Annotated in this window: 22 protein-coding genes; 9 read left to right on the forward strand and 13 right to left on the reverse strand. The window is 71.1% G+C overall.

Annotated features, from left to right (window positions below; all coding sequences use genetic code 11):
- The 3 genes from AB0G04_RS43290 to AB0G04_RS43300 form a co-directional block, all read right to left on the reverse strand.
- Positions 1 to 349 (reverse strand): DivIVA domain-containing protein (locus tag AB0G04_RS43290; RefSeq protein ID WP_360996301.1); only part of this gene is annotated, 349 nt, incomplete at its 3' end.
- A 180-nt stretch (positions 350 to 529) separates the two neighbouring features.
- Positions 530 to 2,089 (reverse strand): methyl-accepting chemotaxis protein, encoded by a 1,560-nt coding sequence (locus AB0G04_RS43295; protein ID WP_360996304.1) that lies wholly within the window; start codon positions 2,087 to 2,089, stop codon positions 530 to 532.
- A gap of 81 nt (positions 2,090 to 2,170) precedes the next feature.
- A complete protein-coding gene (locus tag AB0G04_RS43300) occupies positions 2,171 to 2,857 on the reverse strand; it encodes an NUDIX domain-containing protein (RefSeq protein WP_360996307.1) in 687 nt (228 codons plus the stop codon).
- Positions 2,858 to 2,915: 58 nt separating this feature from the next.
- On the opposite strand from AB0G04_RS43300, the gene AB0G04_RS43305 reads away from it, so the two are divergent.
- Together AB0G04_RS43305 and AB0G04_RS43310 are read left to right on the forward strand one after the other, a co-directional pair.
- Positions 2,916 to 3,974 (forward strand): SPFH domain-containing protein, encoded by a 1,059-nt coding sequence (locus AB0G04_RS43305; RefSeq protein ID WP_360996310.1) that lies wholly within the window; start codon positions 2,916 to 2,918, stop codon positions 3,972 to 3,974.
- Positions 3,971 to 4,855: a hypothetical protein gene (locus AB0G04_RS43310; RefSeq protein ID WP_360996313.1), complete on the forward strand. Its 885-nt coding sequence runs from the start codon at positions 3,971 to 3,973 to the stop codon at positions 4,853 to 4,855. The genes AB0G04_RS43305 and AB0G04_RS43310 overlap by 4 nt, the downstream gene beginning before the upstream one ends.
- A 10-nt stretch (positions 4,856 to 4,865) precedes the next feature.
- Here AB0G04_RS43310 and AB0G04_RS43315 read toward each other — a convergent pair whose 3' ends face one another.
- The 4 genes from AB0G04_RS43315 to AB0G04_RS43330 form a co-directional block, all read right to left on the reverse strand.
- On the reverse strand, positions 4,866 to 5,549 hold the full coding sequence (locus tag AB0G04_RS43315) for a hypothetical protein (protein WP_360996316.1): 684 nt from the start codon (positions 5,547 to 5,549) through the stop codon (positions 4,866 to 4,868).
- A gap of 154 nt (positions 5,550 to 5,703) precedes the next feature.
- Positions 5,704 to 6,630, reverse strand: a complete 927-nt coding sequence (locus tag AB0G04_RS43320) for an ATP-binding protein (RefSeq protein ID WP_360996319.1) — start codon at positions 6,628 to 6,630, stop codon at positions 5,704 to 5,706.
- Positions 6,631 to 6,691: 61 nt separating this feature from the next.
- Positions 6,692 to 9,160, reverse strand: coding sequence for a tetratricopeptide repeat protein (locus AB0G04_RS43325; protein WP_360996322.1), 2,469 nt, complete (start codon positions 9,158 to 9,160; stop codon positions 6,692 to 6,694).
- A complete protein-coding gene (locus AB0G04_RS43330; protein ID WP_360996325.1) occupies positions 9,157 to 9,444 on the reverse strand; it encodes a hypothetical protein in 288 nt (95 codons plus the stop codon). Before AB0G04_RS43330 ends, AB0G04_RS43325 begins: the two co-directional genes overlap by 4 nt.
- 120 nt (positions 9,445 to 9,564) lie before the next feature.
- Here AB0G04_RS43330 and AB0G04_RS43335 point away from each other — a divergent pair, with 120 nt between their 5' ends.
- Together AB0G04_RS43335 and AB0G04_RS43340 are read left to right on the forward strand one after the other, a co-directional pair.
- Positions 9,565 to 11,103: an altronate dehydratase family protein gene (locus tag AB0G04_RS43335; protein WP_360996328.1), complete on the forward strand. Its 1,539-nt coding sequence runs from the start codon at positions 9,565 to 9,567 to the stop codon at positions 11,101 to 11,103.
- Between the two features lie 160 nt (positions 11,104 to 11,263).
- A complete protein-coding gene (locus AB0G04_RS43340; RefSeq protein ID WP_360996331.1) occupies positions 11,264 to 11,707 on the forward strand; it encodes an AAA family ATPase in 444 nt (147 codons plus the stop codon).
- Positions 11,708 to 11,746: 39 nt separating this feature from the next.
- Here the strand turns inward: AB0G04_RS43340 and AB0G04_RS43345 are convergent, their stop codons facing one another.
- Complete coding sequence (locus tag AB0G04_RS43345; protein ID WP_360996334.1) at positions 11,747 to 13,207, reverse strand: family 43 glycosylhydrolase; 1,461 nt, start codon at positions 13,205 to 13,207, stop codon at positions 11,747 to 11,749.
- Between the two features lie 123 nt (positions 13,208 to 13,330).
- The gene (locus AB0G04_RS43350; RefSeq protein WP_360996336.1) at positions 13,331 to 14,320 is read right to left on the reverse strand and encodes a LacI family DNA-binding transcriptional regulator; all 990 of its coding nucleotides are present in this window, start codon (positions 14,318 to 14,320) and stop codon (positions 13,331 to 13,333) included.
- A gap of 157 nt (positions 14,321 to 14,477) precedes the next feature.
- Here AB0G04_RS43350 and AB0G04_RS43355 point away from each other — a divergent pair, with 157 nt between their 5' ends.
- Complete coding sequence (locus AB0G04_RS43355) at positions 14,478 to 15,440, forward strand: NAD(P)-dependent alcohol dehydrogenase (protein WP_360996339.1); 963 nt, start codon at positions 14,478 to 14,480, stop codon at positions 15,438 to 15,440.
- Here AB0G04_RS43355 and AB0G04_RS43360 read toward each other — a convergent pair.
- Complete coding sequence (locus AB0G04_RS43360; protein ID WP_360996342.1) at positions 15,427 to 15,714, reverse strand: hypothetical protein; 288 nt, start codon at positions 15,712 to 15,714, stop codon at positions 15,427 to 15,429. The two genes, AB0G04_RS43355 and AB0G04_RS43360, sit on opposite strands and share 14 nt — an antisense overlap.
- Before the next feature lie 108 nt (positions 15,715 to 15,822).
- On the opposite strand from AB0G04_RS43360, the gene AB0G04_RS43365 reads away from it, so the two are divergent.
- Positions 15,823 to 16,923 carry a hypothetical protein gene (locus tag AB0G04_RS43365; RefSeq protein WP_360996345.1) on the forward strand — a complete coding sequence of 367 codons (1,101 nt, stop codon included), beginning with the start codon at positions 15,823 to 15,825 and terminating at the stop codon, positions 16,921 to 16,923.
- Between the two features lie 24 nt (positions 16,924 to 16,947).
- On the opposite strand, the gene AB0G04_RS43370 is transcribed toward AB0G04_RS43365, so the two are convergent.
- Complete coding sequence (locus AB0G04_RS43370) at positions 16,948 to 18,006, reverse strand: LCP family protein (RefSeq protein ID WP_360996348.1); 1,059 nt, start codon at positions 18,004 to 18,006, stop codon at positions 16,948 to 16,950.
- A gap of 124 nt (positions 18,007 to 18,130) precedes the next feature.
- Positions 18,131 to 19,153, reverse strand: coding sequence for an LLM class flavin-dependent oxidoreductase (locus AB0G04_RS43375; protein ID WP_360996351.1), 1,023 nt, complete (start codon positions 19,151 to 19,153; stop codon positions 18,131 to 18,133).
- A 72-nt stretch (positions 19,154 to 19,225) separates the two neighbouring features.
- On the opposite strand from AB0G04_RS43375, the gene AB0G04_RS43380 reads away from it, so the two are divergent.
- Both AB0G04_RS43380 and AB0G04_RS43385 read left to right on the forward strand, forming a co-directional pair.
- The gene (locus AB0G04_RS43380; protein WP_360996354.1) at positions 19,226 to 19,678 is read left to right on the forward strand and encodes a MarR family transcriptional regulator; all 453 of its coding nucleotides are present in this window, start codon (positions 19,226 to 19,228) and stop codon (positions 19,676 to 19,678) included.
- Between the two features lie 187 nt (positions 19,679 to 19,865).
- Positions 19,866 to 20,336: a QsdR family transcriptional regulator gene (locus AB0G04_RS43385; RefSeq protein ID WP_360996357.1), complete on the forward strand. Its 471-nt coding sequence runs from the start codon at positions 19,866 to 19,868 to the stop codon at positions 20,334 to 20,336.
- Here AB0G04_RS43385 and AB0G04_RS43390 read toward each other — a convergent pair.
- On the reverse strand, positions 20,326 to 21,144 hold the full coding sequence (locus AB0G04_RS43390) for an alpha/beta fold hydrolase (protein WP_360996361.1): 819 nt from the start codon (positions 21,142 to 21,144) through the stop codon (positions 20,326 to 20,328). The two genes, AB0G04_RS43385 and AB0G04_RS43390, sit on opposite strands and share 11 nt — an antisense overlap.
- A 265-nt stretch (positions 21,145 to 21,409) precedes the next feature.
- Between AB0G04_RS43390 and AB0G04_RS43395 the strand changes: the two genes are divergently transcribed.
- Complete coding sequence (locus AB0G04_RS43395) at positions 21,410 to 22,570, forward strand: alkaline phosphatase PhoX (RefSeq protein WP_360996359.1); 1,161 nt, start codon at positions 21,410 to 21,412, stop codon at positions 22,568 to 22,570.
- Positions 22,571 to 22,703 lie beyond the last annotated feature (133 nt).

Here is a 22,703-nt window from a genome sequence, read left to right on the forward strand (position 1 = left end):
CCCCGGCGACCCGGTCCGCCTCGGCGGTGTGCTGATCGGCGGTCTGCTGGGCGATCTCCACGAGGCGGAACGGGTCCACCGCCGCGGTGCGGGCCTTCTCGAGTTCGGCCCGCAGGCTTTCCGCCCGCTGCTGAGCCTCGGCACGCTCGCGCTCGAGACGGCGCAGACCGGCCGCCGGGTCGCTCTGCATCAACTGCTCGGCGAGTGCCCGGTTCTCCGCCTCCAGGCGGGCCATCTCCTCCGCGACCTCTTTCAGGAAGGTGTCGACCTGGTCCTCGTGGTAGCCACGCGCACCCTCCGCCGGCGCCGGGAACGCGGTGCTGCCGACCTGGGCTGCGGTGAGCGACATGACAGCGACCCTCTACCTTCCGGACGGCTCGGCGGCGGCCTGTGCACGTTCTCACAGAGACCGGAGATCAACGGAGAGGTAGAACCTTGTTCGAAATCGGCCACCAGGAGACGTCACGAAGTAGACGCGAACGGTCCTTCAATGTCAACACCGTGCTACGGGAGTGACCTCCGTCAGTAATCAGGAGACGCGGAAGGAGCCCACCAGGGTGCGCAACTCCTCCGCCGTACGGGCCACCTCGGCACTGGCCACGTTGGTCTGACTGGTGCCCTCCACCGAGATCGAACTGGCTCGGGCCACCTCGGAGATGCTGATCGCGATCCGGCCGCTTCCCGCCGCGACCTCGCTGATGCTGCGGCTCATCTCGGCCGTCGTCGCCGTCTGCTCCTCGACCGCACTGGCGATCGTCGTCTGGTAGTCGTTGATCTTGGCGATGACCTCGCTGACCCGGCTGATCACGTCGACCAGGCCGCCGGTCTCCTGCTGGATCGCCGCGACCCGGCTGGTGATGTCCTCGGTGGCCCGCGCCGTCTCCTGGGCCAGATCCTTGACCTCACTGGCGACCACGGCGAACCCCTTGCCCATCTCCCCGGCGCGGGCCGCCTCGATGGTGGCGTTCAGCGCCAGCAGGTTGGTCTGCTCAGCGATCGAGGTGATCAGGTTGACCACGTTGCCGATCTCCACGCTCGACGCACCCAGCTGCTCGATGCGCTGCGTCGCCAGTGCCGCCTCGGAAACCGCCTCACCGGCGATCTGGGCGGCCCGGTTGGTGTTCTCCGAGATCTCGCGGATCGAGACGCCCATCTCCTCGCTGCCGGCCGCCACCGTCTGCACGTTGCGTGAGATCTCCTCGGCCTCGGTCGACGCGGCCGACGTCTGCTGGTCAGTCTCGTGTGCTGCTCCGGCAATCTCCTGGCTGGTCGCCGAGAGTTCGGTGGCGGCCCCGGCCAGGGTGTCGGCGTTCTCGGCCATCCGCTGCATCGTGGTGCGGATGCTGTCCACCGCGGTGTCCAGCTCGGCCGCCATGACGCCCAGCTCGTCGCGGGACGAGATGCCGGTGCGCTGGGTCAGGTCCCCGCGGGAAAGGGCCGCGACCACTGCGCCGACCCGCCGCACCGGTCCCAGGATCGACCGGACCAGGGGCACCGACAGCGCCACCAGTACGAGCAGACCGGCGGCGGCGACGGACAGCATCCACCACATCGCCGACGACTTCGTCGACTCCATGGCGTCGTGCTGCTCCTCGATCCCGGCGTCGAGCTCCTCGTGAATGGCGCCGATCGCGTCGTCCACCACGCCGTTCTGCTCGGCGATCTGCTCGTACCGCCCGGCCACGCTGCGCCGGTCGGCGGCGGCGTCGGAGACGAACCGGGTCACGAAGACGTTGAACGCCTCGACCTTGTCGGACAGCGCCTTGATGCGCTCGTCGATGTCCCCGACCTCCTGGGCGCCGGCCGCCGCGAGGGCGTCGTTGGCCGACTCCACGTCGTCGGCGGCATCCCCGGTCACGTCGTCGCCGTGTGCGGCCCGGTAGGCGTCGACCTTGAGCTCGGCCTCCCGGGTGTCGAGGTGGTTGAGGGCGGCCTTGGTGAGGGTGTAGTTGTTGAGGCTCTCCTGCTTGGCGCTCAGCTGCTCCTGGGACCAGAGCCCAATGCCGGTCAGCGCTACGGCGACGAGCACACCGGTCACCACGATCGACGACAGTCGCTGGGCGACACTGAGGTCAGCAAGGCGAGGCATGGGGCATCCCGGTCAGGTCGGTCGGTGTTTCCTCTCCCCTGCCGAATCGGCACGAACGTGGCGGGACTGAGCCCTATCGGATCACTCCTGCCCCGAGCGCAGCAGTGGCGGGTGCAGGAGTGTTGCAGGCCCGCGGCGGTAGAGCTGGGCCGGCCGGCCCCGGTCGCGGATCACGGTGCCGCCGGTGGCCTCGACGAAGCCGTCCGCGCCGGTCACCTTCCGGTGGAAGTTGCGCGGGTCCAGACGGGTACGCCACACGGTCTCGTAGACCGACCGCAGCTCGGCCACGGTGAACTCGGGTGCGCAGAAGGCGGTCGCCAGCGGGGTGTACTCCAGCTTGGCGCGGGCCCGCTCGATCCCGTCGGCGAGGATCCGGTCGTGGTCGAAGGCAAGGTCACCGGGTTTGATGTCGTCCACCGGCCGCCAGTCGGCACCGGCCGCGTCACTACCTGCCACCGGGGCCGGCAGGTCCGGCAGCAGGGCCAGGTAGGCGACGGTCACCACCCGGCCGCGCGGGTCGCGGCCCGGCGCGCCGTAGGTGGCCAGCTGTTCGAAGTGACCGGCCCGCGGATCGAGACCGGTCTCCTCACGCAGTTCGCGTGCGGCCGCCTCCTCGAGGTCCTCGTCGGGCAGGACGAAACCACCGGGCAAGGCCCATCTTCCGAGGTACGGCTCGATGCCGCGGCGGATCATCAGGGCTTGCAGCGCACCCTGGCGGATCGTCAGGAGCACCAGGTCGACGGTGACCGACACCACGCTTGTCGTCATGTTGACGATAATACCTCGGCGGCTTTATCGTCATGGTGACGACAACGAAGGGACCGACATGGCTGACGTAACGCGCCGCCTCCACCTCCGGCACCTGCGGGGTGCCCCGACGAGCTGGGTCAGCCACACCGTCAAGGGCCGGGAAAAGCGCTCCGGCACCGGGCTCTCCTTCTGGTACCGGCCGCTGACCGCGGTGCTGTCCGAGGTCCCGGTCGACGATCGTGAGCTGCCCCTGCTCTTCCACGCTCGCACCGAGGACTTCGCCGACGTGACCGTGCAGGCCACCGTCACGTACCGGTTCAGCGACCCGGCGGCGGCCGCGACCCGCCTCGACTTCTCCATCGACCCGTACCGGGGCAGGTGGCGCGGCCAGCCGCTCGACCAGGTCGCCACCCTGCTCGCCGAGCTGGCCCAGCAGCCCGCGCTCGACGTGCTGGCCCGGGTTCCGCTTGCCGAGGCGCTGACCACCGGCATCGCGCCGGTCCGGCAGTCGGTGGCCGACGCCCTGGCGAGCGACCCGCGCCTGATCGAGACCGGCGTCTCGGTGGTCAGCGCCCGCGTCGTCGCGATCCGCCCGGAACCCGATCTGGAGCGGGCCCTGCAGACGCCGACCCGCGAGCAGGTGCAGCAGGACGCCGACAAGGCGACCTATGCCCGCCGGGCGCACGCCGTCCAGCAGGAACGGCAGATCGCCGAGAACGAGTTGCAGAGCAAGATCGAGCTGGCCCGCCGGCAGCAGGAGCTGGTCGAGCAGCACGGCGCCAACACCCGCCGCGAGGCGGAACTCGACGCCGAGACCCAGCTGGTCGCGGCCAAGGCCGACGCCGACCGCAAGGAGGTCGCCAGCATCGCGGCCGCCGAGCGGGCCAGGCGCACCGCCGCCGGTGAGGCCGAGGCCACCCGGGTCCGCGACGAGGCCCGCGCCGCGGGTGCCCGGCTGGTCGGCCTGGCCGAGGCGGAGGCCGAGGCCGCGCGCATGGCCACCTACCGGGATCTGCCGCCGGCCGTGCTGCAGGCGCTCGCGCTGCGCGAGCTGGCCGGTCAGCTGCCGCAGATCAACGAGCTGACCGTCACCCCGGACGTGCTCACCAAGCTGGCCGGGCGGCTCGGCAAGTGAGCACCCTGGCCCCGCGGATCGTGACCGTGTCGCGGCGCAGCGAGCTCGACGAGCTGCTCGCCCGGCACGGCACGCTAGGCGCCGCGGCGTACTTCCTGCGCCAGCGCGGCCGCGACCTGGACGAGGTGAACGCCCGGCACGAGGCACTCAAGGCCGCGCTCACCGAGGTGGGCGCTGCCGTCCCGGCCGACTGGCGGCGCGGGCATGTGGAGCGCACCGATCTGCCGCGCTTCCTGTTCGCGCCCGAGGACGTGATCATCGCGGTCGGCCAGGACGGCCTGGTGGCGAACGTGGCGAAGTATCTGGACGGCCAACCGGTGATCGGGGTCGATCCGGAGCCCGGCCGCAATCCCGGTGTGCTGGCCCGGCACACCGCCGGCGGGGTGGCCGCCCGGCTGAGGAACGCACGGCAGGAGAGCCGGGAGCGGACCATGGTGGTGGCCCGGCTCGACGACGGGCAGGAGCTCTTCGGCCTCAACGAGATCTACGTGGGGCACGCCGGTCACCAGTCCGCACGGTACGTCCTGTCCACACCCGAGGGCGCGCGGGAACGGCAGTCGTCGTCCGGGCTGATCGCCGGCACGGGGACCGGAGCGACCGGCTGGTGCGCGTCGATCTCCCGGGAACGGGTCGCGAGCCCGGCCCCGCCCGCCCCGGACGAGCCGGCACTGTGCTGGTTCGTCCGGGAGGCCTGGCCCTCCCCCGCCACCGGCGTCACCCAGACCGCGGGCCGGCTCACCGCGGGTGCCGAACTGGAACTGACCAGCGAGTCCGAGCGCCTGGTCGTCTTCGCCGACGGCCTGGAGACCGACGCGCTCGAGCTCTCCTGGGGCCAGCGCCTGCGGATCGGCGTCGCCGATCGCAAGCTGCGGCTCGTCTGAGTCCGGACGGTCAGGCGAGCAGGGCTTCGCGCATGGTGCGGCCCGGGTTGAAGCCGCCGACGATCCGGTTGGCGGCCGGGTCCCACACGTCGACGGTGTTGTTGCGGCGCATCTGGTCGCGGATGCCCGGCGGCAGCGGCGGGGCGTCCGGCATGACGGAGCGGAGGTCCCGGGCCGCCGCGATCAGTCCGGCCGCGAGCGAGGCGGCGTCGGCGTCCGGTGCCACTCCGCCGTACTCCCAGCCGGAGGTGACCAGGTCGAGGATCTCCAGCACGTGGGTCAGCACCGGCTCGGGGGCAGTCACCCGGACCAGTTGCTTGGCCCGGGTGGCGACCACGGTCGCGGCGGCCGTGACATGGACGTACGGATGAAGGCCGCCGAGCATGGCTGACAACGGCGACCGGAGGCGCGGCCCGGCATGCTGCCAGGTCCAGCGGTAGTCATGACGTTCGGTCTGGAAGCCCTGCGCCACGGTGGCGGCGAAGGCGGCGTCGGCGTACTCGCGCAGCACCACCGCCGCCACCATGATGCCGTCGTCGCCGTCGAGCAGTCCCGCGGCGGCGGCCGCCTGGTCGGCGAAGCGCCCCGGCACGTGTCCGCCGAACCGCTCCCGCAGCGTGCGGTAGAGCTCCTGTTGACGGGCGGGGTCCTGCTCGGCCTGTCGCCTGCTCGCCCCGAACCGGAACCACCGCATGTCGCCTCGTCTCAGCCGCCAAAGAGATCGCGGCACATCGTAATGCGCCGTCGGCTTTCACCTTTCTCCGGTTCGGCCCGCTCAAACAGCCGGGAGCCGGGCGGTCCGGGGCCGAGGCGGTGGCCGGCGCCGCACCCGGCGGCGCCGGGGGCGATCACACCAGCTGGGTCGACACGTCGCCGTGGGCGGCCCGGACCCAGCCCTTGCCGGCCATGCGCAGGTGGAGCGTACGCATCAGGTCGTCCCGATCCACCGCGGACAGTGACCGGACCGCGGCGTGCTCGGCGATGCGCGTCAACGCGGAGGCGTCGTCCAGATCCTCCGGCCGCGGCGGCGTGCCGGCCTGCCGGGCGCGGCGCAGCCCGGTCTGCGCGCCGAGCACCGCGATCGGTTCGGCACCCAGCTCCCGCTCCAGGTATTCCCGGTCGAACCGGTCGGCGACCTTGTTGCCGACGATGGCGACGGCGTCCAGGACGCCGGCCGCCTCGGCGAGTTCCCGGTACCGGCGGGCGACCGACACCGACTCGGGTGTCGGCTCGGCCACCACCACGATGACGTCGAACTGGGCGTGCAGTGAGTTCGCGAACGCGTCGGTGCCGGCCACCATGTCGCAGACCACCCAGCCGTCGTCCGCCGGGTCGAGGTGCGACAGCAGGTTCTCCAGGATCGCCAGGTGCCCGTGGTAGCAGCCGGTGCCGATGTCCTTGGGCTCGTAGGTGCCGACGTGCATGACGTGAGCCCGTTCGTCGAGCGCGGTCGCGTGCCCGGCCAGCACCGGGTCACCCGGGTCCAGGGCCACCAGCCGCGAACCCGGCCCCGGCGGGGTGGTCGCCACGAAGTGGTCCGGTCCCGCGATCAGCGTGTTGGTGCCGAGCAGGTGGGTGCGTACCTTCCGGGCGTTGTCCGGGTGCGACAGCGCGTCCTCGGTGCGGGCGGTGACCCCGAGCAGCGGCGCGAGGTGCACGTTGACGTCGGCGTCGACGGCCAGGACCCGGTGCCCGGCCGTCCGCAGGTGCTGTACGAACAGCGCGGCGAGGGTGCTCTTCCCACTGCCACCCTTGCCAGTGAAAGCGATTTTCATTTGCATGAAGATAAGGATGGCAGGTCCCGCGGGCAAGCACCGCCACACCGTGTTTCTCCGGTCACCCCTCCTGCCGTGTCCGCTCCAGGAACCACACTGTGGCCCTGGTCTGCGGATGGTCGTCGCCGAACACCCGCCGCTGAGCGACGAGCGCCTGCTCCCCCAGCGCGATGGCCCGCGCGGAGTCACCAGCCGCCGCGTACCCGATGGCGAGGTTGACGATCGTGTTCACGGTGTCCGGATGTTCGTCGCCGAGCACCCGCCGCTGAGCGCCGAGCGCCTGCTCCCCCAGCGCGATGCCCCGGCCCCGGTCGCCGGCCGCGTTGCAAGCCGCCACCAGCGCACTCATCGTCCGCAAGGTGCCCGGATGATGCTCACCCAGCAGGCGGCGGCGATCGGCGACCAGTTCCTCGAGCATCGGCAGCGCCCGCCCGGCGTCACCCGCCATGAACCAGACCGAGGCGATGCTGTGCCGGGTGCCGAGTGTCTCCGGATGGTCGTCGCCGAGCACCCGCCGGCGCTCGCCCAGCACCCGCTCGAACAGGGTGAGGGCGCGCGCCGTGTCGCCGGACTCCTGATATGCCACGGCCAGGCTGTTGGCGGAGTTCAGAGTGCTCGGATGATCCTCGCCGAGGACGCGCCGCCGGGTCGCCAGTACCTGTTCGAGCAACGGAAGGGCCCGGTCCCGACGGCCCGACCGGCCCAGGGCCATGGCCAGGTTGCTGGCGGTGACGAGGGTCTGCGGATGATCCGCACCGAGGGCTTCGCGCAGACCGGCCAGGGCCTGTTCGAACATCGGCACCGCCCGGTGCGGGTCGCCGGCGTCCAGATAGGTCAGGGCCGTGTTGTTCACCGACAGCAACGCCTTGAGATCGGTACCGCCGGACCGGCGCCGGATCGCCAGGACCTTCTCCTGCAGCTTGGCGGCCCGGGCGAAGTCCCCCGCGGCCCGGTAGGCGCCGGCCAGGTTGTTCATCGCCCGCAGCGTGTCCGGATCCTTGCGGCCGCGGGTCCGGCGGGTGTCGGCCAGCACCCGTTCGAACAGCGGCACGGCCCGGCCCAGATCCCCCGCCTCCAGGTAAGCGCCGGCCAGGTTGCCCGCCATTGCCAGGGTGGTTTCGTCGCGGGCGCCGAACAGCGCGGTCAGTTCGGCGACCGCCCGCTCGTGGTACCGGGTCGCGCGTACCACATCGCCCTGTCCCTGCACGAAGTTGCCGGCGTGCCCGCAGAGCCCGGCGGCGTATCCCAGCGCCTCCCGGGTGGCGCCGTCCGGTGGCCGCCGGGAGGTCAGGGCGTCGATGTGCGGCAGCAGGGCCCGCCAGGCCGGCCAGTGCTCCGGCAGGTCGTCGTCGCCGGGCAGCGCCTCGGCCAGCGCCGCCGCCGCGGCGTCATGAGCGGCGACGATGTCGGCCGGCTGCCGGTGCGGATCGTCCGGGTCGGGGGTCCGCGACACCGCCTGCAGCAGCCGGTGCATCGTCACGGTGTCACCGGTCAGGGCGACCATGCCGTACGCGGCCAGCCGTCCCGTCGCCCGGATCACCGCCGGTTCGTCGCCGAGCAGGTTCAGCAGCGACCGCGGGACCGCCTCCGGGCCGAGCCAGGCGAGCAGCCGCAGCACCTGACCGGCGAGTGGCTCATCGGCGAGGTGGTCCAGGGTGACCCGCCAGATACGGGCGACCGTGCGCTCGGCGGCCCGGCCCTCCTCGCTCTCGCCGTACATCCGTCCCGGATGCTCGGCCAGCAGCCGCAGATAGACGCGAGCGGACGTGCCCGTCTGCACCATGTAGGCGCCGGCCTGTTCGATCGCGAGCGGCAGCCGTCCGAGCTCGGCGCAGACCGTCTCGGCCTCGGGGCAGGCGGCGTCGCCGAGGATGCCGGTGAGCAGCCCGACCGCCTCGCCGGGGCCGAGCACGTCCAGGCGCAACGCGTCGTCCCACCCGGTCGCCCTGCGGCTGGTCACCACGATCCGGCCCGCCGGGAACCGGCCGGTCAGCCCGGCGATGTCCTCCGGCTGGTTCACGTTGTCCAGGATCAGCAGCCAGCCCCGGTGACTGGCCAGCCAGCGGATCGCCCGCTCGGCCAGTTCGGCCGACTGCAGCACCGCGGCGGCGGACGGCTGCAACGCCACCGCGAGGGCGACCAGGCCCGCCTCCAGTGCCGCCGGGCTGTCCGCGGTGATCCACCAGATCGGCGCGAACGAGTCACGCCGGCGGGCCGCCCAATGCGCCACCAGGGTGCTCTTGCCGATGCCGCCGAGCCCGTGCACGGTCTGCACGACCACCCGCCCGGACGCCATCGGCATACGGTCGAGCCGGGCCAGTTCGTGGTCGCGGCCGACGAACAGGCCCGGCCGCAGCGGCAAGTTGATCAGCCCGGCGGGGGCCTGGACCACTTCCGGCGCGTCGAGCTCCGGCGGGAGGTTGACGTCGATCCGGTCCACCCGGTACTGCACGTTGACGGCATTGTCCCCGGTGGAGACGATGCCGGAGACGTCCCCGTTGACGACGACCGATCGTTGCTCGCCGGTCACCGCTGCTGTGTGTTGGTCGCGTTGTCCCCGATCGAGACGATGCCGCCCACGTCACCGGTCACGGTCACCGACCGGGCGGCCGCCGGGTCGCCCGCCGCCGGCGTGCCCGCGCCCGGTGCCAGCACGAACGCCGCGACCGCGACGACCAGGGAGGCCACACCCGCGATCCAGCTGGCCGCCTCCACGCCCTCGAGACCGAAGAAGAACGCACCCGCCGCCAGTCCGGCGGCGGCCGTCACACCCGTACCGATGACGACCCACCGCCGTGTTCCCTGAGTCCACATCGGCACATCATCGACCGGCGTCACGTGCCTGCGCCACCCGGCTCCGGCTCTCGACCCGCATGCGGGCGGCGTGTCAGGATGGCGGTTGCAAACGTTCCCACAACGTGTCAAGGAATCCCCATGCCGCAACCTGACCTGCGCGAGGTGGCCCTGCTGCTGCGCGAGCACGACGACGTCGCCGTGGCGACCCGGGAGCTGGCGGCCGGGGAGGTGCTGCGGCACGCCGGACAGGAACTGACCGTGGCGGCCACCGTCCCGCGCGGGCACAAGATCGCGGTGCACGACCTCGTCGAAGGCACCCCGATCCACAAGTACGGGCAGGTCATCGGCCGGACCACGACAGCGGTGCGGGCCGGCGAACATGTCCACGCGCACAACCTGGGAATGGCCGCGGTCGACCACGAGTACGAGTTCGGCACCGCCGTCACCCCGATCCCGCCGGCCACCGGCGGGATGCGGACCTTCCAGGGATACCGGCGCTCCGGCGGCCGGGTCGGCACCCGCAACTACGTCGGCATCGTCACGTCGGTGAACTGCTCGGCATCGACTGCACGCATGATCGCCGACCAGTTCCGCGGTCCGATCATGGACATCTACCCCAACGTCGACGGAGTGGTCGCGCTCGCCCACGACTCCGGCTGCGGCATGGTGCCGGCCAGCGAGGGCGGGCAGATCCTGCTGCGGACGCTGCGCGGATACGCGAACCACCCGAACATCGGCGGGCTGCTCGTCCTCGGGCTGGGCTGCGAGATGATCGGCGTGGACACGCTGCTCGCCGGCCTGCCCGAGGACTCCGACACCGTCGTCGAGCGGCTCACCATCCAGGACACCGGGGGCGTGCGCGCCACCGTGCGGGCGGGCGCGGCGGTCGTGCGTACCCTCCTGGAACGCCTCAACGAACGCCGCCGCGAGACCTTCCCCGCCTCGAAACTGGTGGTCGGCCTGAACTGCGGCGGCTCCGACGGCTACTCCGGCATCACCGCCAACCCGGCGCTCGGTCACGCCTCCGACCTGCTCGTGGCCCAGGGCGCGACCACCGTACTGGCCGAGACCCCCGAGGTCTTCGGTGCCGAACATCTGCTCACCCGGCGCGCGGTGAGCAAGGAGGTCGGTCAGCGGCTGCTCGACCGGATCGCCTGGTGGCACCGGTACGTCGAGTCGGGCGGCGGCACCCTCGACAACAACCCGTCCCCGGGCAACAAGGCCGGCGGCCTCACCACAATCCTGGAGAAGTCGCTCGGCGCCGTCGCCAAGGGCGGTTCGGCTCCGCTGAACGCGGTCTACGAGTACGCCGAGCCGATCACGGCCACCGGCTTCACCTTCATGGACACTCCCGGCTACGACCCGGTGTCGGTGACCGGCCTGGTCGCCGGCGGCGCCACCGTCGTCGTCTTCACCACCGGGCGCGGTTCGGTGCTCGGTGGCAAGCCGGCGCCGGTGCTGAAGGTCGCCACCAACTCGGAGACCTACCAGCGGATGCGCGAGGACATGGACCTCGACACCGGCGGCATCGTCACCGGATCCCTCACCATCACCGAGGCCGGCGACCAGATCTTCGAGGCCATCCTCGCGGTCGCCTCCGGCCAGGAGACCTGCAGCGAGGACCTGGACCTCGGGCGCGACGAGTTCATCCCCTGGCAGCTGGGCGCGGTCACATAAGCCCTTCTCCGGTACGGGAGGAACACTCCTCAGACGCAACTACCCCGTCCCGTGACCACCACGCGACGGGGCTGCCGGGTCAGGGCCCCAGCGCGACCGCCGGGGCCGGGACCACGTTCCCGTACTGACGTCCCGATCGGCGGGTCAGTAGGGTGACGGGGTGGCGCGGATCCTGGTGACGGGCATGTCGGGGACGGGGAAGAGCACGCTGCTGGAGGAACTGGCGCGCCGTGGTCATCGAGTCGTCGACACCGACTACGACGGATGGACACTGCCGGATTGCACCTGGGACGAGCCGCGCATGGCGGCCCTGCTCGATGATCGCGACGAGGTCGTGATCTCGGGGACGGTGAGCAACCAGGTCAGCTTCTACGACCGCTTCGATCACGTCGTCCTGCTGAGTGCACCCCTCGCCGTCCTCCTCGAACGTGTCACGAGCCGGACGAACAATCCCTACGGCAGGACGCCCGAGCAGCAAGCGGAAATCAAGCTCTACCTCGACGAGGTCGAACCCCTGCTCCGCCGTGGCGCCACGACGGAGCTCGATGGCCGCCGGCCGGTCGGGGATCTCGCCGACGCGGTCGAGCGGCTGCCCGCGGGCTAGGTTCCGGCTGGTGACGCGACGGGACCGCGGCCGCGGTCTTCACGACGACGTGATCGAGATGTTGTCGAAGGCGGCCGCGGCGTTGTAGACGCGTACGCCGGACGAGCCCGCGGTGTACGTACCGTCGATGACGTTGATCCTGGGGTTGGTCATGTCGTCGACGAAGACCTTCAGGGTCGAGCCGGCCGCTTCGACGCGCAGGTGGTGACGCGTGCCCGGGGTGATGGTCATCGGCGCGGCGCCCAGCCGGGTCCAGTTGTTGTTCGCGCGGCCGAGGATGACCTGGCCGGCCGGGGTGATGCCGGCGTAGTAGCCCCGGTAGGTGTCGGTGCCGACGCCCGCGGCGGTGGCCCGGAACACCAGGCCGGCGTCGCCCGTGCCGGAGGTGACGGTGACGTCCGCGTCGTACACCGCGTTCGTGTGGTTGTCGGCCAGCAGGGACTTGCCGCCGTAGGAGTGTCCCGCCCGGTACTGCCCGCCGGTGGCCGTCCAGGAGCCGCCGTAGGTCTTCCAGCCGATCGCGTTGTTGTCGTCGAAGTTGTCCCGGACCAGCATCCTGACCCGCTCGATGGTGCCGTCGGCGGCGAAGTTCATCCGGTCGTAGGCCAGGTAGCGGGCATTGCCGTCGGTCTCGTCGAGCGGACGCCGGTGGTAGAAGGTGTACCAGGTGTCGGTGCCCGGGATGTTGAGGGCCGCGTTGTGACCCGCACCCCTGGCGACGGCGGCGTCCTGCGCGAGGATCTTGTCGAGGCGGCGGAACGGGCCGAGGGGCGAGTCGGCCATGGCGTACGCGACGGAGTAGTCCGGGCCGGTCCAGCCACCCTCCGACCACATCAGGTAGTACTTGCCGTTGCGTTTGAGCATCTGCGGACCCTCGACGTACCCCGCCGGGGTGATCTCCTTGAAGACACTGCCGTCGGGGAACGTGCCCAGGCTGGTCATGTCGCTGTTCAGTCTGGCGACGTTGGCGTGACCGTGCCCGCCGTAGTAGATGTAGGCCTGGCCGTCGTCATCGATGAACACGTCCTGGTCGATCGGCTGGGCGCCGTTGACGAAGCGGTCGATCAGCGGCCGTCCGATGGCGTCGGAGTACGGCCCCTCGGGCCGGTCCGCGACGGCCACACCGATGCCGCCGAGCTGGCTGTTGTTCTGGATGTCGTTCGCCGCGAAGTACAGGTAGTACCGGCCGTTGCGCTGGATCGGAGCGGGCGCCCACACCGCGTATTTCGCCCAGGAGACGTTCGCGGTGGTCAGCACGTTGGAGTGCTTGGACCAGTTGACCAGGTCGGTGGAGGAGAAGGCGTCCAGGTACGTCTGCTCGGCGTAGCTGCGCGACGAGGTGGGGAACACCCAGTACCGGTCGTTGTAGACGGCCACGTCGGGGTCGGCGTACCGGCCGCCGACGAAGGGATTCCCGGCCACCGCGGTCGGGGAGGCGGGCGGTGCGGCGAGTCCCGGCACGGTGAGCAGCGTGACCAGAACTGCGGCGACTGACTTCACGATTTCCCCCATCGACGTCCACGGATGGATGTGAAGGGTTGTCTACTGCCACCGCTTCGCACCGTCAAGCGATTCCATCGAGTTCTGTCCAACTTTTGGCCCAGGAGACAAAAGTTGCATGTCCTACCGCGGAAGCTCGGAGGGCTCGCCGGAGGAGGCCCGCACGACCAGGGTGGTGGGGAGGATGACCTCGGCACCCTGGGCGGCGGTCATGCTGCCGGCCCGGCCGAGCAGCAGGTCGAGGCCGATCGCGCCGGCCCGGTCCTTCGGCACGGAGACGCTGGTGAGCGGCGGATGACTCATGCCGGCGAGGCTGACGTCGTCGTATCCGACCACGCTCATCCGGTCCGGCACGACCGCCCCCCGGGCCGCCAGCCGGTGCAGCAGGCCCATGGCCACCAGGTCGTTGTAGGCCAGGACCGCGGTGGCCGGGGCCGCAAGCACCAGGTCGCCGGCGAGAACGCCGCCGTCGAAGGTGGGGGCGACCGACCCGATCGACACGATCTCCAGATCGCCGCCGTCGAAGGAGGCCAGCCCGGCGAGGCGCTGCCGGGTGGCCCAGGAGTCCTCGGGGCCGGAGACGTACGCGATGCGCCGGTGCCCGAGTGCCCGCAGATGCTGCACCGCCTGCCGGATGCCGTCGACGATGTCCGCCACCACCGACGACAACCCCGGCACGCGGCGGTGCAGCAGGACCGTGTTCTGCGGGTCGGCGGCGGCGAGCAGTTCGGTGTCCCTGGCCCGGGGCGAGCACAGCAGGATGCCGTCGGTGTTGTGCCGCAGCGTCGCGATCGCCTCGAGTTCGGCGACCGGATCCTCGTCGGTGTCGCTGATGAAGACTCCGTAGTCGACCGCCCGCGCCCGCGCCGTCACTCCTTTCGCCACGTCGGCGAAGAAAGGGTTACGCAGGTCCGGGACGATCAGCCCCAGGTTTCCGGTACGCCCGGTGATGAGTCCGCGGGCGGCACGATTGGGCTGGTAGCCGAGGCGATGTGCGACGGCGACGACGGCCTCGCGGGTGGCGGGACTGACGCTGCCGCCGGTGAGCGCGCGGGAGACCGTCGACACCGAGACACCGGCCGCACGCGCGACATCCTGCACGGTCGTGCGCACCAAGCCACTCCTCCGCTGCCATGCTGTTGCCGCGCCAGCATAACGAGCGGTCGTTCGTCAACCTCACCGGCATAGCGGCCGGCGGCCCGGACAGAAGTGCGCCGGATGATCCGAAGGACTCAGCGCCGTCACAGGCACGGCCCCGCAGGATGCCGGTATGCGAGCGATGGTCTTCGACGCGTACGGGCCGCCCGAGGTGCTCAAGCCGGCCGACCTGCCGACCCCGGCGCCCCGCGGCGGCGAGGTGCTGATCCGGGTGCACGCCACCACGGTCACCTCCGCCGAGTGCGGCATGCGCCGGGGCGAACCACGGTGGGGACGGATCATTCTCGGACCTTTCAAACCCCGCCGCGGCGTACGGGTGATGGGCCTGGAATTCGCCGGTGAGATCGTCGCCACCGGCCCGGCCGTACGCCGGTACCGCGAGGGCGACCGGGTGTTCGGCTTCACCGGGTTCGCCCTCGGCGCCAACGCCGAATACCTGCGTCTCCCCGAGCGCGCGTCGTTCACCACCATGCCGGCCGGGACCGGGTATGCCGAGGCGGCCGCCACGGTCGACGGCTTCACCACCGCCTGGCATTTCCTGCACCGGCTCGCCGCGATCCGGTCCGGGCAGAGAGTGCTGGTCATCGGCGCGTCCGGCAGCATCGGCACCGCTGCTCTGCAGATCGCGGCGCGTGCCGGGGCGATCGTGCACGGCGTGTGCAGCGGCCGCAACGCCGCCCTGGCCGCATCGCTCGGCGCCAGCCGGGTCCACGACTACACCGTCGAGGACTTCACGGCCGGCGACGAACGCTACGACGTCGTCTTCGACACGGTCACGCGGAGTTCGTACGCCCGATGCCGTCCGGTTCTGACGCCCCGGGGCGTCTATCTCCCGACCACCGGCCTGATCAACAACGTCCTCCAGATGCGCACCGCCGTCACTGGCGGCCCGCGGGTCCGGACCGGCATGTCGGTGCGCAAGCACGAGGCACTCGCCGAATTACGGGACCGGCTGGAGAAGGGTGAGCTGCAAGTGATCGTCGACCGTACGTACCCGATCGCCGAACTCGCCGAGGCGCACCGTTACGTCGACACCGGCCGCAAGACGGGCAACGTGGTCGTCACTGTCCCGTGACCTCGAACGGCATGACGCAGTCGATGACCTGCACGATCTGCTCGTTCTGCGGGTCGAAGACGGTCAGCCGCAGCGGCTCGCCCGCCATGCCGGGAACCGGCGGCATCTGCGCGCACACGGTCGACGCGTCGACGGGAAACTCCGATCTCATCGGCTCCCCGCCGATGCCGAACAGGACCACACCGGCCAGCACCACGATCAGCGGCCGTGACGTCCGCACGCGGACATCACGCCGTCGCGGCGGGGCCGGCGAGTCCAGGTCGATGGTCGGCACCCCCGAAGAGTAGCCGCCCTCGGCCGGCCGGGGTCACCGGTGCCGCGTGCCGGAATTCTGGCGCGGCCGTGACAGGGTGGGTGGCGGTTCGAAGGGGCGGGGTGAGTGATGACGGTGCTGCCGGCGGGCGCGGCTCTGATCGCGATGATGGTCCCGGCCGGACAGGTTCCGGTGACGGTGCAACGGGAGGCACCGGCGACGTCGTGCCGGGTCACCGACGACCGGCTCGTGGAGATCTCCGGCCTCGCCGTCCACGGCAACGGATATGTGGTGGTCAACGACGGCGCGGACGAGGACTCCGGACGGCGGATCTTCTTCCTGGACCGTAGGTGCAAGGTGACCCGCGCGCTGAAATACCCGTCGCGGCCGCAGGACACCGAGGACCTGGCCCGCGGGACCGACGGCACCCTGTGGGTCGGTGACATCGGTGACAACGACGGCGAGCGGGACAGTATCGGGGTGTGGCGGCTGGCGCCGGGGGCCCGGACCCCTCAGCTGTTCCGGATGTCCTACCCGGACGGGGCCCACGACGCGGAGGCGCTGCTCGTCGCGGGCGACGGCACACCCATCGTGATCACCAAGGATCCCTTCACCGCCGGGGTGTACGTCCCGGACGGTCCGCTCAACCCGAAGTCCACCACACGACTGCGGCGGGCGGGAGCGTTCGGGATACCGGTCACCGGAACCGCCAATCCGTTCGGCTTCCGTGGCCGCCTGGTGGTCACCGGTGCCGCCACCAGCCCGGACGGCCGCCGCCTCGCGATCCGGACCTACGCGGACGCCTTCGAGATCGACGTCGCCGCACCGGGGACGGCCGCCGGCGTGGTCGAGGCCATCAGTGCGGGCAGCCCGCGCCGGATCGAGCTGCCGGACGAACCGCAGGGCGAATCGATCGCGTACACCACCGACGGCACCGCCCTGCTCACCGTTTCCGAGGTGACCGGGCAGGCCGGCGGCGACGGCGTCCCCCTGCTGCGCTACCCGATCCCGGGCGCCCCACAGCCCTCGCCCTCGGCTGCCCCGGCCACCACGTCAGCCGCTCCTGCCGCCACGTCAGCAGCTCCGCCCGATCCGGCCGCGGCCGCGGCTCCGGCCGGCCGGAGCGGGAACCGCATTCCGGCCGGCGCGATCGCCGCGGGTCTGGCACTGGCACTCGCCGCCACAGCGATCGCCGTGGTGACGGCCCGCCGCCGACGCGCCGGCCGGTGATCCGCTCCGGATCCGGTGGCCGGGCTACGGCCGGCGGGAGCGGGATGTTGCGGCGTCCACGAGGGTCGGGTGGTCGAGCAGGTACGCGGCCACCCGGTCCCGGCCCACGGCGGCGAAGAAGCCGGCCACGTCGGGGGTGAACTGTTCGCCTAGATACTTGCCGTTCCAGAAGACGGGTTCGCCGGGCAGGCTGATCGTGGTCACGGTCCTGACGTCGAGGTCCTTGAGTTCGAGCAGCCAGTCGGTCAGGGCGTGACCGCCGGCGTCGATGACGAGGGAGTCACCGGCGGCGGACAACACCTCGGTGAGGCGGGCCGGGTCGCGGCCGACCTGGTCGGCGACGGCTTTGAGGAACTGGCGCTGGTGGCGCTGCCGGTCGTAGTCGCTGCGCGGCAGGCCGTAGCGCTGCCGCAGGTAGTCGAGGGCCTCCCACGGGCGCAGGCGTACCGGGTGCAGGCTCTTGCGGTAGATCTTCTGGGCCCCGGTGTACGGGCGCAGGCAGTTCTTCGACGCCCGGCAGGCCGCCGACACGTCGCGGGGCGTGCCGTCGGGCCGGAGATGTTCGGAGGAGACGTCCTGGTCGATCACCATCCGGACGCCGCCCATCGAGGCGACCATCTGCTTGAAGCCACCGAAGTTGATCACGGCGCCGCCGTCGAACCGCTTGATGCCGGTGACCCCTTCGACGGTGTCGGCGAGCAGTTCGAGGCCCACGGCCGGGTCGTACTTGCCAGGGCTGGTCTCACTGCCGAGCGCCATCGCGGCGTTGATCTTGGCGTACTGCCCGGCGCTGCCCGTCCTGGGGAACGGCGGGATCCAGACGACCAGGTCACGGGGCAGTGAGAACAGGTACGCGGCATGCCGGTCGGCCGGGATGTGGGCCACGATGATCGTGTCGGACAGCGGGCGGACGTGCGTGCCCCGCGGGTCGATGCCGGCGAGCAGGATGTTGAGCGGCCCGCGCAGGCCGGACCGCGGGACCGGGTCACCGGCCACCGCCGCCGCCGGGAGCAGCAGGAGCACACCGAGGGCGACGGTCAGCCGGGTCCACCACGGTGCCCGGCGCTTGGCGGTTACCACCATAAGACCCATACCTCCCGTTTCGTACGACGAACGCATGATTACACGTCGCGCCGGCCTCGGGTGCCGGTTCGGGAGGTATGCCCGGAGCCTGGCCGGGTGCTCCGGGCGTACCCCGCGGGAGGTCTCAGGAAGAGAGGAGGTCCCGGACCATCGGAGCCACCTTGGCACCGAAGAGCTCGACCGCCCGCGTGCGTGCGCTCGCCGACTGGGCGCCCGCCGTGTAGATCAGGTCGAACCGGCCGACGCCGAGTGCGCGCACCGACGCCGCAATCTTGCGTGCCACCGTCTCGGGAGCGCCGATGTAGAGCGAGCCGGACGCCACCTCGCGGTCGAACTCGGACCGTGTGAGCGGCGGCCAGCCCCGGAGCGCGCCGATCCGGTCGCGCTGGATCTTGTACGCCGGGTAGTACAGCTCCTTGGCCTCCTCGTCGGTGTCGGCGATGAATCCGGGCGAGTGCATGCCGACCGGGTGCGGCGTGGTGCCGAGCTGCTCGGCGGCACGCCGGTAGAGGTCGACGTAGGGCGCGAAGCGGGCTGCTGGGCCACCGATGATGGCGAGCATCAGCGGCAGGCCGTGCCGGGCGGTGCGGACCACCGACTCCGGGGAGCCGCCGACGCCGACCCAGGTGGGCAGCCGCCCGGACTCCGTCTTCGGGAAGACGTCGGCGTCGGTGAGGGCGGGCCGGGTCCTGCCGGACCACGTGACCGGCTTCTCGTCGAGCAGCTTGACGAACAGCTCCAGCTTCTCCTCGAAGAGCAGGGCGTAGTCGGCCATGTCGTAGCCGAACAGCGGGAACGACTCGGTGAACGAGCCACGGCCCAGGATGACCTCGGCGCGGCCGTTGGACAGGGCGTCGACTGTGGCGAAGCGCTGGTGGACACGAACCGGGTCGTCGGAGCTGAGCACGGTGACGCCGGAGCCGAGCTTGATGCGCCCGGTCCGCGTGGCGATGCCGGCCAGGACGGTCTCCGGGGTGGAGATCGAGTACTCGGGGCGGTGGTGCTCGCCGAGCGCGATGGCGTCGACGCCGAGCTCGTCGGCGAGGACCGCCTCGTCGACGACCTGGCGGATGGCGGCGGCGTGCGACAGCGGACGGCCCGCGTCGTCGACCGGCACGTCGCCGAAGGTGTCGAGACCGAGGATCATGGCGGTTCCCCCATACTGATTGACGTGTCAACTAGCCTGATTGACACGTCAAACAGTGGGAGGCGGTCGTTTATGCCCAGGAGACTTCCGACGTCGGAGCAGCTCCGGACGTGGCGGGACTTCATCGAGACCGCCGAGGCGCTGCGCGGGGTGCTCGCCGGCCGGCTGCAGGCTGAGACCGGCCTCTCCCCCGGTGACTACGCGGTGCTGCTGACACTGAGCGAGGCCACGGACCGCCGGTTGCGGCCCTCCGACCTGGCCGTCGTCATCAGCTGGGAACGCAGCCGGCTCTCCCACCACCTCGGGCGGATGGAGCGGCGCGGCCTGATCCGCCGGGAGGGGTACAGCGGGGACAGCCGGGGCGCCTTCGTGATCCTGACCGACGAGGGCTCAGCGGCGTTCCACGCGGCGACCGTGCCGCACCTGACCGCCGTCCGGGAGCTGTTCGTCGAGGCCCTCACACCGGCACAACTGGACGCCGTGGCCGGGATTTCGGCCGCGTTGCGTGAACGCATCGGCCGATGACCGCCACCCGTCCGGATGATATTTCTTCCACTCTTGAACCGCCGCCGCCGGTGAAACGTATTCAGTACCGCCAGCATTGGTTTTTTCGGAGAAGGGAAACGCCATTCCCACCGCGCGGCGTGTCATTGCCCCGGAGGTGCTCCTGCGGGGCGCGGCATATCATTATCTGCAGCATTCCACAATAGACATGGATGTTCTCGCCAATGAGCTGGCGATCAGCCGGGCGACGCTCTACCGGGCGGTCGGCAGCCGGGACGCGCTCCTCGGCGAGGTGTTCTGGGCGATCGCCAAGATCCTGATCGCGGAGGCAGCCGGCGAGGCGCGGGGCACCGGCCCGGACCGGGTGATCGAGGTGTCCCGGATCTTCACCGAGCTGATCGAGTCGGCGCAGCAGATGCACAAGTTCGTGGCCGAGGAGCCGCAGACCGCGGCCCGGGTGCTGTTCACCGCGGCCGCCGAGGTGCGGCAGCACGCGATCGACGCCCAGTTCAAGATTTTCGTCGAGTCCGGCATCGAGGGCGACCCGGCGGAGTTGCGCCGCCGGGCCGCCCTCTACCTGCGGACCCTCGAGGGGGTGCTCTACGGGCCACTGCTGGGCAGCGGCCCGATCGCCTTCGAGTCGGCGGAGCCGGCCCTGCGGGCGTTGCTCAGGGGGTGAACTGGGCGCAGGTGTTGCGGTACTCCTGCACCGCCGACCCCGTTCCCGGCCCGGGGCAGACGAACTGCTGGTAGCGGGTGTCGTTGTCGACGAACAGCTTCAGCCAGGAGACGCTGAACTTCGCGATCGTCGTGTTCGGGGTGTTCGGCGCGAAGTGGCTCGCCCCGTTGAGCTCGAGGAACGCCTTGCCGGGCGCGGCCGGCAGGCTTTGGAAGAACGGCTGCGCGTGACTGCGCACCGACGCGATGGTGTCCGACTCGGCGCCGATCACCAGGGTCGGCACGGTGACCCGGCTGAACGACTTGTTCAGGTTCCACGGCGTCAGCGGGATCGCGGCCTGCAGCGCCGGGCGGCTCTGGGCCGCCTCCAGGGCGCCGCCGCCACCCATCGAGTGCCCGATCACCGCCACCCGGCCCGCGTCGATCCGGGCCCGCACGGTGCTGCGCTGGGTCAGGAAGTCGGCGGCCGCGAGCAGTTGCCGGCCACGGCTGGCCGGCTGGTCCGAGGTGCTCAGCGTGTCGATGTTGAACACCACGAAGCCCTGCGAGGCGAGCCGCGGCGCCAGCCACGCCATGCTCGACTTGCGGGCGGTGAAGCCGGGTGCGATCACCACGGCGCCGAACGTGCCGGCGCTGGTGTCGGTCGGCGCGTAGATGTCGCCGCCGCCGAAGCCGGACACCGACGCGCGGGACACGGCGGACTGCGCCACGGCGAACGGGCCGCGGACCGCCTCGATGCTGGCGTTGCTGGGCGCCGGGCCCTTCGCGAACGACGCGGTCGCCGCGTCGGCATCCGGGATCAGAGTGATTCCGGCACCACCGAGAGCAACCGCGGCAGCGATTCCGAATAACTTTGGAATTACCTTGCCCACTTCTCTCTCCCCACTGTCTGAAACGTTTATCTGGTATTGATTCTTAAAGCGCTCCAGGGGCGTCGACAACAGTTCTGGAACAACTGAGACGGGGGTCCGGGCACGGGACAACAAAATGTGCGAATCGGACGTGGATAGATGGTCAGCGATTCGACGCCTGTTGTTCAGCGGCCGTCTTCGATCGGCCCCTACGGTCCGGCACATGGATCGGCGAACCCTTTTGCGTACCACCGTGGCCGGCGCCTCCGGCCTGGCCCTGCCCTTCACCGCATGGTCGGCCGCGTACGCGGCGCCCGCTCAGAACGCCACCGGCCCGTACGGCCCGCTGCAGGCGGCCGACGCGAACGGCATCCAGCTGCCGGCCGGCTTCACCAGCAGGGTGATCGCCCGCTCGCGGCAGACCGTGCCGGGCACCTCCTACGTCTGGCACGACGCCCCCGACGGTGGCGCCGTGTTCCCCAACGGCAGCGGCTGGATCTACGTCTCCAACTCGGAGGTCAGCTCGTCGTCAGGCGGCGGCGCTTCGAGGATCCTGTTCGACTCGACCGGCGCCGTTGTCGGTGCCTCACGCATCCTGTCCGGCACCAACCAGAACTGCGCGGGCGGCAAGACCCCGTGGAACACCTGGCTGAGCTGCGAGGAAGTCGACCTGGGCCGGGTCTGGGAGACCTACCCGCTCGGCGGTACGGCGGTGGCGCGGCCGGCGATGGGCCGGTTCAAGCACGAGGCGGCCGCCGCGGACCCGGTCCGCAAGGTCATCTACCTGACCGAGGACGAGACCAACGGCCGCTTCTACCGGTTCGTACCCAACACCTGGGGCGACCTGTCCTCCGGCAGGCTGCAGGTGTTCGTCGCCGGTTCCGGCACGTCCGGCTCCTTCACCTGGGCGAACGTGCCCGACCCGGACGGCTCGCCGACCCGCACCCGCAGCCAGGTGTCCGGGTCGAAGTCGTTCAACGGCGGCGAGGGTTGCCACTACGCCAACGACACGGTCTGGTTCACCACCAAGGGCGACAACCGGGTGTGGCAGGTCAACCTGCTCAGCAACACCTACGAACTGGCCTACGACGACAGTCTGGTCAGCCCCGGCACCGCGCCGCTGACCGGCGTCGACAACGTGACCGGCTCGTCGTACGGCGATCTCTACATCGCCGAGGACGGCGCCAACATGGAGATCTGCATGATCACGCCGGACGACAAGATCTCGGTGTTCCTGCGCGTCACCGGGCAGGGATCGTCGGAGCTGTGCGGACCGGCCTTCACCCCGGCCGGCAACCGCCTGTACTTCTCCTCCCAGCGCGGCACGAGCGGCTCGTCGTCGGGTGGCATCACCTACTGCGTCACCGGCCCGTTCCGTACCTGACCACCGGCCCGGGGGCCCGCCCCCCCCCCCTGGGGGGGGGGGGGGCCCCCGCCAGCCCGGGGGAAAAGGACGGGACGCCCACAGACTATGTATAGCCGGGGGTGGAGGAGACCCCCAGGGCCGGGCTGATGAG

The sequence above is a fragment of the Actinoplanes sp. NPDC023801 genome, assembly GCF_040639655.1.
In the GTDB taxonomy this organism is placed as follows: Bacteria; Actinomycetota; Actinomycetes; order Mycobacteriales; family Micromonosporaceae; genus Actinoplanes.

Bases quoted from the DNA above. Each gene is read 5' to 3' on its own strand.
- AB0G04_RS43395 (WP_360996359.1), top strand. From the start codon at position 21,410: ATGGATCGGCGAACCCTTTTGCGTACCACCGTGGCCGGCGCCTCCGGC.
- AB0G04_RS43315 (WP_360996316.1), bottom strand. From the start codon at position 5,549: ATGCGGTGGTTCCGGTTCGGGGCGAGCAGGCGACAGGCCGAGCAGGAC.
- AB0G04_RS43385 (WP_360996357.1), top strand. From the start codon at position 19,866: ATGGATGTTCTCGCCAATGAGCTGGCGATCAGCCGGGCGACGCTCTAC.
- AB0G04_RS43380 (WP_360996354.1), top strand. From the start codon at position 19,226: ATGCCCAGGAGACTTCCGACGTCGGAGCAGCTCCGGACGTGGCGGGAC.
- AB0G04_RS43370 (WP_360996348.1), bottom strand. From the start codon at position 18,006: ATGGTGGTAACCGCCAAGCGCCGGGCACCGTGGTGGACCCGGCTGACC.
- AB0G04_RS43375 (WP_360996351.1), bottom strand. From the start codon at position 19,153: ATGATCCTCGGTCTCGACACCTTCGGCGACGTGCCGGTCGACGACGCG.
- AB0G04_RS43355 (WP_360996339.1), top strand. From the start codon at position 14,478: ATGCGAGCGATGGTCTTCGACGCGTACGGGCCGCCCGAGGTGCTCAAG.
- AB0G04_RS43300 (WP_360996307.1), bottom strand. From the start codon at position 2,857: ATGACGACAAGCGTGGTGTCGGTCACCGTCGACCTGGTGCTCCTGACG.
- AB0G04_RS43305 (WP_360996310.1), top strand. From the start codon at position 2,916: ATGGCTGACGTAACGCGCCGCCTCCACCTCCGGCACCTGCGGGGTGCC.
- AB0G04_RS43365 (WP_360996345.1), top strand. From the start codon at position 15,823: ATGACGGTGCTGCCGGCGGGCGCGGCTCTGATCGCGATGATGGTCCCG.
- AB0G04_RS43330 (WP_360996325.1), bottom strand. From the start codon at position 9,444: ATGTGGACTCAGGGAACACGGCGGTGGGTCGTCATCGGTACGGGTGTG.
- AB0G04_RS43335 (WP_360996328.1), top strand. From the start codon at position 9,565: ATGCCGCAACCTGACCTGCGCGAGGTGGCCCTGCTGCTGCGCGAGCAC.
- AB0G04_RS43320 (WP_360996319.1), bottom strand. From the start codon at position 6,630: ATGAAAATCGCTTTCACTGGCAAGGGTGGCAGTGGGAAGAGCACCCTC.
- AB0G04_RS43295 (WP_360996304.1), bottom strand. From the start codon at position 2,089: ATGCCTCGCCTTGCTGACCTCAGTGTCGCCCAGCGACTGTCGTCGATC.